The organism is Streptomyces sp. NPDC058662 (assembly GCF_042716255.1).
Classification (GTDB): domain Bacteria; phylum Actinomycetota; class Actinomycetes; order Streptomycetales; family Streptomycetaceae; genus Streptomyces.
Genome location: NZ_JBHXRU010000083.1, coordinates 20,925 through 28,892 on the forward strand (window position 1 = coordinate 20,925; position 7,968 = coordinate 28,892).

General features: G+C 71.6%; 7 protein-coding genes. 3 read left to right on the forward strand and 4 right to left on the reverse strand.

The window, feature by feature from the left end; translation table 11 throughout:
* Positions 1–22 precede the first annotated feature (22 nt).
* The 3 genes from ACFWUQ_RS24355 to coxB are packed head-to-tail and all read right to left on the reverse strand — an operon-like array spanning position 23 to position 3,122.
* Entirely contained in the window at positions 23–421 is a 399-nt protein-coding gene (locus ACFWUQ_RS24355) for a cytochrome c oxidase subunit 4 (RefSeq protein WP_030863499.1), read from the reverse strand.
* Complete coding sequence (gene ctaD / locus ACFWUQ_RS24360; protein WP_384541682.1) at positions 418–2,151, reverse strand: cytochrome c oxidase subunit I; 1,734 nt, start codon at positions 2,149–2,151, stop codon at positions 418–420. The genes ACFWUQ_RS24355 and ctaD overlap by 4 nt, the downstream gene beginning before the upstream one ends.
* A complete protein-coding gene (coxB, locus tag ACFWUQ_RS24365; RefSeq protein WP_384541685.1) occupies positions 2,148–3,122 on the reverse strand; it encodes a cytochrome c oxidase subunit II in 975 nt (324 codons plus the stop codon). The genes ctaD and coxB overlap by 4 nt, the downstream gene beginning before the upstream one ends.
* Before the next feature lie 340 nt (positions 3,123–3,462).
* Between coxB and ACFWUQ_RS24370 the strand changes: the two genes are divergently transcribed.
* Positions 3,463–4,842 (forward strand): cysteine desulfurase/sulfurtransferase TusA family protein, encoded by a 1,380-nt coding sequence (locus tag ACFWUQ_RS24370; protein WP_384541688.1) that lies wholly within the window; start codon positions 3,463–3,465, stop codon positions 4,840–4,842.
* 112 nt (positions 4,843–4,954) lie between these two features.
* Here ACFWUQ_RS24370 and ACFWUQ_RS24375 read toward each other — a convergent pair whose 3' ends face one another.
* Positions 4,955–5,929, reverse strand: coding sequence for a carbohydrate kinase family protein (locus ACFWUQ_RS24375; protein ID WP_384541691.1), 975 nt, complete (start codon positions 5,927–5,929; stop codon positions 4,955–4,957).
* 135 nt (positions 5,930–6,064) lie between these two features.
* On the opposite strand from ACFWUQ_RS24375, the gene ACFWUQ_RS24380 reads away from it, so the two are divergent.
* Together ACFWUQ_RS24380 and ACFWUQ_RS24385 are read left to right on the forward strand one after the other, a co-directional pair.
* On the forward strand, positions 6,065–6,301 hold the full coding sequence (locus ACFWUQ_RS24380) for a hypothetical protein (RefSeq protein ID WP_384541694.1): 237 nt from the start codon (positions 6,065–6,067) through the stop codon (positions 6,299–6,301).
* Between the two features lie 149 nt (positions 6,302–6,450).
* Positions 6,451–7,923, forward strand: a complete 1,473-nt coding sequence (locus tag ACFWUQ_RS24385) for a hypothetical protein (protein ID WP_384541697.1) — start codon at positions 6,451–6,453, stop codon at positions 7,921–7,923.
* Positions 7,924–7,968: the final 45 nt, after the last annotated feature.

Here is a 7,968-nt window from a genome sequence, read left to right on the forward strand (position 1 = left end):
CGGCGGGGCCGCGCGGGTGCTGCTACTGGTTCTGGTTCTCACCGCGGTAGTACTCGTACACCCAGCCCCACAGGCCGATCAGGATCAGCGGCGCCGAGAAGTACATCAGCCACCAGCCGAAGATGACGCCCATGAACGCGAAGGCACCACCGATGGCCAGGGACAGCGGCTGCCAGCTGTGCGGGGAGAAGAACCCCAGCTCGCCGGCCTCGTCGGCGACATCGGCCTCCAGGTTGTCCTGGGCCATCTCGTCGACGCGCTTGGCCGTGAAGGCCAGGTAGTAGCCGATCATCACGCTCAGGCCGAAGGCCAGGAAGAGCGCCGTGGTACCGACTGGCTCCTTCGACCACACGCCGTACACGACGGCCATGATCAGGATGAAGAAGGAGAGCCAGAGGAACATCTTGCCCTGGATCTTCACTTGCCGGCCTCCTTGCCACCGGTGACGGCCGGGGTGGCGACGCTGTGGTCCTCAAGGTGGTCGAGGGCCGCGATCTCCGGGTGGTGCAGGTCGAACGCCGGGGACTCGGAACGGATCCGCGGCAGGGTGATGAAGTTGTGCCGCGGCGGCGGGCAGGACGTCGCCCACTCCAGCGAACGGCCGTAGCCCCACGGGTCGTCGACCTCGATCTTCTTCCCGTACTTCGCCGTCTTCCAGACGTTGTACATGAAGGGCAGCATCGACAGGCCGAGCAGGAACGAGCTGATCGTCGAGATCGTGTTCAGCGCGGTGAAGCCGTCCGCGGCGAGGTAGTCCGCGTAGCGGCGCGGCATGCCCTCGGCGCCCAGCCAGTGCTGCACCAGGAAGGTGCCGTGGAAGCCGATGAACAGCGTCCAGAAGGTGATCTTGCCGAGGCGCTCGTCCAGCATCTTGCCCGTGAACTTCGGCCACCAGAAGTGGAAGCCGGAGAACATCGCGAAGACCACGGTGCCGAAGATGACGTAGTGGAAGTGCGCGACGACGAAGTACGAGTCGGAGACGTGGAAGTCCATCGGGGGCGAGGCCAGGATGACGCCGGTCAGACCACCGAAGGTGAAGGTGATCAGGAAGCCGACGGCCCAGAGCATCGGTGTCTCGAAGGACAGCGACCCCTTCCACATGGTGCCGATCCAGTTGAAGAACTTCACACCGGTCGGTACCGCGATCAGGAAGGTCATGAAGGAGAAGAACGGCAGCAGCACACCGCCGGTGACGTACATGTGGTGGGCCCACACGGTCACCGAGAGGCCGGCGATCGCGATCGTCGCCGCGATCAGGCCGATGTAACCGAACATCGGCTTGCGCGAGAAGACCGGGATGACCTCGGAGATGATGCCGAAGAACGGCAGCGCGATGATGTACACCTCTGGGTGCCCGAAGAACCAGAAGAGGTGCTGCCACAGCAGGGCGCCGCCGTTGGCCGCGTCGAAGATGTGCGAACCGAACTTGCGGTCGGCCTCCAGCGCGAAGAGCGCGGCGGCCAGGACCGGGAAGGCCAGCAGGACCAGGACACCGGTCAGCAGGACGTTCCACGTGAAGATCGGCATGCGGAACATCGTCATGCCGGGCGCGCGCATGCAGATGATCGTGGTGATGAAGTTGACCGAGCCGAGGATCGTGCCGAAGCCGGAGAAGGCCAGACCCATGATCCACATGTCGGCGCCGATACCCGGGGACCGGACCGCGTCCGACAGCGGGGAGTAGGCGAACCAGCCGAAGTCGGCCGCACCCTGCGGGGTGGCGAAGCCGGCGACCGCGATGGTCGAGCCGAAGAGGTAGAGCCAGTAGGCGAACATGTTCAGCCGCGGGAACGCCACGTCGGGCGCGCCGATCTGCAGCGGCATGATCCAGTTCGCGAAACCGGCGAACAGCGGCGTCGCGAACATCAGCAGCATGATCGTGCCGTGCATCGTGAACGCCTGGTTGAACTGCTCGTTCGACATGATCTGCGTGCCCGGGCGGGCCAGCTCGGCGCGCATGAACAGTGCCATGACGCCGCCGATGATGAAGAACACGAACGACGTGACCAGGTACATCGTGCCGATGGTCTTGTGGTCGGTGGTGGTGAGCCACTTCACGACCACGTTGCCCGGCTGCTTGCGCCGCACCGGCAGCTCGTTCTCGTACGAGTCAGCTGCGGCGGCACCCTGGGATTCGTTGAGGATGCTCACAGTGTGTTCGTCTCCGCGTTCCGGGCCGGGTCGGTCTGCTGGATGCCGGCCGGCAGGAAGCCGGTCTGACCCTTCTCCGCCAGCTCCTTCAGGTGCGCCCGGTACTCCTCGGGCGAGACCACCTTGACGTTGAAGAGCATCCGGGAGTGGTCGACGCCGCACAGCTCGGCGCACTTGCCCATGAAGGTGCCCTTTTGGGACGGGGTGACTTCGAAGACGTTGGTGTGGCCCGGGATGACGTCCTGCTTGAACAGGAACGGGACCACCCAGAAGGAGTGGATCACGTCGTTCGACGACAGGATGAAGCGGACCTTCTCCCCCACGGGGAGGACCAGGGTCGGCCCCGGGTTGTTGGTGTCTTCGTTCCGGTCGCCCGGGACACCCTTCTGGTAGACGCCCTCGGCGCCCGCCGGGAAGTCCTTGGTGTAGCGGTCCGGGATCGAGGCCAGTTCCTTCGGAACCGCGCCCGCCTTGGGGCTCGCCGCGTCTCCGTCGACGTTCTCGACGTAGTTGAAGCCCCAGCTCCACTGGAAGCCGATCACGTTGATCGTGTGCGCCGGCTTGGCGGAGAGGGCGAGCAGCTTCGACTCGTCGCGCGCGGTGAAGTAGAAGAGCACCGAGACGATGATGAGCGGGACCACGGTGTACAGCGCCTCGATGGGCATGTTGTACCGGGTCTGCGGGGGGACCTCGATCTTCGTCCGGCTGCGCCGGTGGAAGATGACGCTCCACATGATCAGGCCCCACACCAGGATGCCCGTGATGAGAGCGGCCGCCCAGGATCCCTGCCACAGGGAGAGGATGCGAGGCGCCTCCTCAGTGACCGGGGTGGGCAATCCGAGGCGGGGGAAGTCTTTCCAGGTGTACGAGCAACCAGTGGCGGTCGCCAGGACCACGCCCGCAGTCAGCGCCTGCAGCAGCTTCCGCCGCATCGGGCGCCGCGGCGAGCGGTCGGAGCCGTAGGGACTCACGTAGCGCCTTCCCGAGAGTCTCGGCCCGCGCGGCCGGCCGCGGCCGCTGTTCGGGTCGGTCGCCGGCCCTGACGCAGGCAGGGGTTTGGATGTTTATGCGGACCAAACCCTACTGGACGCTATTTGGGGTCGCGCGGGGAGGGTGCCCAACGCGCCGCTACTGCCCCCGAAGGGATGGATCCGCCGTACGGGGGACGGCGGAACCGGCCCCGAACGGCGGGCCGCGGACGGCATCTGACGGCCCCTGACCCCGGATGCGGCGGGCCGCGCGCCCGGCCGCCGCCCGGCCCCTCCCGACCGGGGTGCGCCGCGCCCCGCCGCGTCCCCTTACGGTGGCCGGATGCCGTACTTCGACACCGCGTCCGCCGCTCCCCTGCACCCCGTGGCCCGGCAGGCGTTGCAGGCCTCCCTGGACGAGGGCTGGGCCGATCCGGCCCGGCTGTACCGGGAGGGCCGGCGCGCCCGACTGCTGCTGGACGCGGCGCGGGAGGCGGCGGCGGAGGCCGTGGGCTGCCGCGCGGACGAGCTGGTGTTCACTCCTTCGGGGACGCACGCGGTTCACACGGGCGTCGCGGGCGTGCTCGCGGGACGCCGGCGTGTCGGCGGCCGTCTGGTCGTATCCGCGGTCGAACACAGTTCTGTACTCCAGGCGGCACAGGCGCACGAGGCACGCGGCGGCACGGTCGCCCTGGTCCCCGTCGCCGCCTCGGGCGCGGTGGCGGCCGCCGACTACGGCGCGGCGCTGCTCCCGGGGACGGCGCTGGCCTGCCTCCAGTCGGCCAACCACGAGGTGGGGACGGTCCAGCCGGTGGCGGACGTGGCCGACCTGTGCGCGGCGGCCGGGGTGCCGCTGCTCGTGGACGCGGCCCAGTCGCTGGGCTGGGGACCGGTGGAGGGCGCGTGGTCCGTCCTGACCGCCAGCGCGCACAAGTGGGGCGGCCCGCCGGGAGTGGGCCTGCTGGCGGTCCGCAAGGGCGTCCGCTTCTCACCCCAAGGCCCCGCCGACGAACGGGAGTCGGGCCGCTCCCCCGGCTTCGGGAACCTGCCGGCGGTCGTCGCGGCGGCGGCTTCGCTGCGCGCCGTACGGGCGGACGCCGACGCGGAGGCGGCCCGGCTGCGGGTCCTGGTGGACCGGATCCGGCGCCGGGTCGTGCGGCTGGTCCCGGACGTGGAGGTGGTGGGCGACGCGGACCGCAGGCTGCCGCACCTGGTCACCTTCTCCTGCCTGTACGTCGACGGGGAGACGCTGCTGCACGAGCTCGACCGGGCGGGCTTCTCCGTCTCGTCCGGCTCCTCCTGCACGAGCTCCACGCTGACCCCCAGTCATGTGCTGCGGGCGATGGGGGTGCTCTCGGAGGGGAACGTACGGGTCTCCCTGCCGCGGGGGACCACGGCGGAGGAGGTCAACGCGTTCCTGGAGGTGCTCCCGGGTGCGGTGGCGGGCGTACGGGAGCGGCTCGGCGTGGCCGAGGTCCCGGCGGCGGCCCCGGTGGCGGAGTCGGTGGAGCTGGACGCGCTCGGGCTGCGCTGCCCGCAGCCGGTGATCGAGCTGGCCCGAGCCATCGGCACCGTGCCGGTGGGAGGGACGGTGACGGTGCTGTCGGACGACGAGGTCGCGGGGCTGGACGTACCGGCGTGGTGCGGGATGCGGGGCCACGCGTACCTGGGCGCGGCCGAGCGCCCGGTGGGCGTGGCGTACACCGTCCGGCGCCTGCACTGACCCGAGGGGCCCGCGCCTGCACTGAGCCCGGGGGCCCGCGTACAGCGCCCCGGACGGCCGCGGGGCCGGCGCCGGCCAGTGGCGGCGCCGGCCCCGTTCTCCGCGCGTCGGGTCAGGACAGGCGGGCGCGGACCTCCGCCGCCGCCTCTTCGCCGTAGGCCTTGGTGAAGCGCTCCATGAAGTGGGCCCGGGCCAGGGTGTACTCCTGGGTGCCGAGCGTCTCGATGACCAGCGTCGCCAGCATGCAGCCCAGCTGCGCCGCCCGCTCCAGGCCGACCCCCCAGGTCAGGCCGGTCAGGAAGCCCGCGCGGAACGCGTCGCCGACACCCGTCGGATCGACCTTCGCGGCCTCCTCCGGGACGCCGACCACGATCGGCTCCTCGCCGACGCGCTCGATCTTGACGCCGTTGGAGCCGAGGGTGGTGACCCGCGTACCGACCTTGGCCAGGATCTCGGCGTCGGACCAGCCCGACTTCGACTCGATGAGGCCCTTCTCGTACTCGTTCGAGAAGAGGTACGTCGCGCCCTCCATCAGGGTGCGGATGTTGTCGCCGTCCATGCGGGCGATCTGCTGCGAGAAGTCGGCGGCGAAGGGGATCCCGCGCGTCCGGCACTCCTCGGTGTGGCGCAGCATCGCCTCGGGGTCGTCCGCGCCGATCAGGACCAGGTCCAGCCCGCCGACGCGGTCGGCGACCGCCTTCAGTTCGATCAGGCGGGCCTCGCTCATCGCGCCCGTGTAGAAGGAGCCGATCTGGTTGTGGTCGGCGTCCGTGGTGCACACGAAGCGCGCGGTGTGCAGCACCTCGGAGATCCGGACGGACTCGGTGTCGACGCCGTGGCGGTCCAGCCAGGCGCGGTACTCGTCGAAGTCCGAGCCGGCGGCGCCGACCAGGATCGGGCGGCTGCCGAGCTGCCCCATGCCGAAGCAGATGTTCGGGCCGACACCGCCCCGCCGGACGTCGAGGTTGTCGACGAGGAAGGAGAGGGAGACCGTGTGCAGCTGGTCCGCGACCAGCTGGTCGGCGAATCGGCCGGGGAAGGTCATGAGGTGGTCAGTGGCGATGGAGCCGGTGACTGCGATGCGCACGGCGTGGACGCTCCTGCTGCGGAGGACGGCGAGGGGACAGTCAAAACTACCCGGTCACCGGCCCCTGGCCCAACGGCCGAAACTACCTCGTAGTAGGTCTTTCTTACCGTGGGACGAGGTGCCTACGGTGCCCCCATGACCTACACCGACGGCTTCGGCTCCCCCGAGTACACCGCTGACGTGCGCGTCGCGGAAGGCTCGCGGCGGCCCGGTTTCGCGCGTCTGCTCGGCGACTGCGCCCGGATGGCCCCGCACTGGGCGGTCCCGGCGGGTCCCCGGGCGGCCCGGGTGGCGCCCTCCCAGATCCACGGCATCAGGGTCCCGCCGGCCTCGGCGCGCCTGATCGCCTCCACGGCCGAGTACGGGGACTAGGCCGTCTCTTTCGGATCTTGCCGGATCCCGCCGGGGGCCCGGTCGGGACGGGACCGTCCGGGTCAATCCGGAGCGCGCCGGGGAACCGGTTGCGCCGCTGCTTCGTCACACCCGCATCAGGCAGGACGGGACAGTGAAGGAGCGATGCGGTGACCAGCGAAGAACCGGGCACATCACGCGGCACACGACGGCGGCCGGCCTGGGCCGTCGGTTCGATCGCGGCCGCCGTCCTGCTCGCGGGCGGCGGCACCGCGTACTGGGCGTCCACCGCCCACAGCGACGGCGGGCAGCCCGCCCGTACGGCGGACCGGGCGGCCTCCGCGCCCCGCGACGCCGGTGACCCCTCGGGGCCCGCCATCGCGCCCGGGGAGCCGGACCCGGCCGGCGGCGGGGTGGTCTACCGGGCCGACGCGGAACTGCCGGAGGCCCCGGCGGGCACCGCGCCCACCTTCGTGGCGTCGGGCGAGGTCACCTCGGAGGAGGTGGCGCGGCTCGCCGCGGCGCTCGGCGTCGCCGGGGCCCCGAGGCTCACCGGGGACACCTGGCTGGCCGGCGAGGCCGCCGACGGTGCCGGGCCCCGCCTCACGGTGTCCCGCAAGGCGCCGGGGACCTGGACCTTCAGCCGCTTCCAGGCGGGTGCGGGCAACGGCGTCGGGGACGACTGCGTGCGCGGCAAGGACACCTGCGGTCCGGCCACCCTGCCCCGGGACGGCGGGACCACGATCACCGGTACGGACCCGGCGGCGGGTACGGACGCGGCCGCGGGCCGGCCGGTGTCCGAGGAGGCCGCCCGGGCGGCCGCGGCGCCGGTGCTGGCCGCGGCCGGGCAGGACGGGGCCGCCCTGGACGCGCGGCTCGTCCAGGGCTCGGTGCGGGTGGTGAGCGCGGACCCGGTGGTCGGCGGGCTGCCGACGCGCGGCTGGTCCTCGAAGGTCAGCGTGGGCGCCGACGCTTCGGTGGTGACGGGCAGCGGTGAGCTGAAGACGCCGGTACGGGCCGCCGAGCAGCCGGTGGTCGGGGCCGTGGAGGCGCTGGCCCGACTGAACGCGAGGTCGGGTGGCCCGGACGGTACGGGCCCGGGGCCGAGCGGGTGCGCGACCTCGGTCCCGGTGGCTCCGGACACCCCGGTGGGGGCGACGGACACGGTGCCGTGCAACCCGGAGCCCCGGCCGATGAAGCCGCCGCGCACGGAGTCGGTGCGCGGTGCGGTCTTCGGACTGGTGCCGGGGACGGTGGACGGGGCGCGGGCCCTGGTTCCGGCCTGGCTCTTCGAGGTGGCCGGCGCGAACGGCGGGGCCGCTCGCACGGTGACCGAGCCGGCGGCGGTGGAGGTGGGCTCCGCGGCCCCGAAGGAGGGCCGGACCGTGCCCGGGTTCTCGTACGCGGAGGCCGAGCGGAAGCTCACGGTCAACTTCTGGGGCGGCGCGTGCAGCACCTACGCCGTGGAGGCGCGGGAGCACGCCGAGTCGGTCATGGTGAAGATCACGGACACGCCGAACCAGCCCGGCCGGGCCTGCATCCTGGTCGCGCAGGAGATGTCCCTGACGGTGACGCTCAAGGAACCGCTGGGCGAGCGAAAGGTGCTCGACGCGACGACGGGCAAGCCGCTGCCCCGGCAGTAGTCGGGGAGGCGGCGGGTACGACGAGGGCCCGCCCCCCGGTCGTGG

Coding starts and splice junctions, on each gene's coding strand:
- ACFWUQ_RS24370 (WP_384541688.1), top strand. CDS start 3,463: ATGCCGTACTTCGACACCGCGTCCGCCGCTCCCCTGCACCCCGTGGCC.
- ACFWUQ_RS24380 (WP_384541694.1), top strand. CDS start 6,065: ATGACCTACACCGACGGCTTCGGCTCCCCCGAGTACACCGCTGACGTG.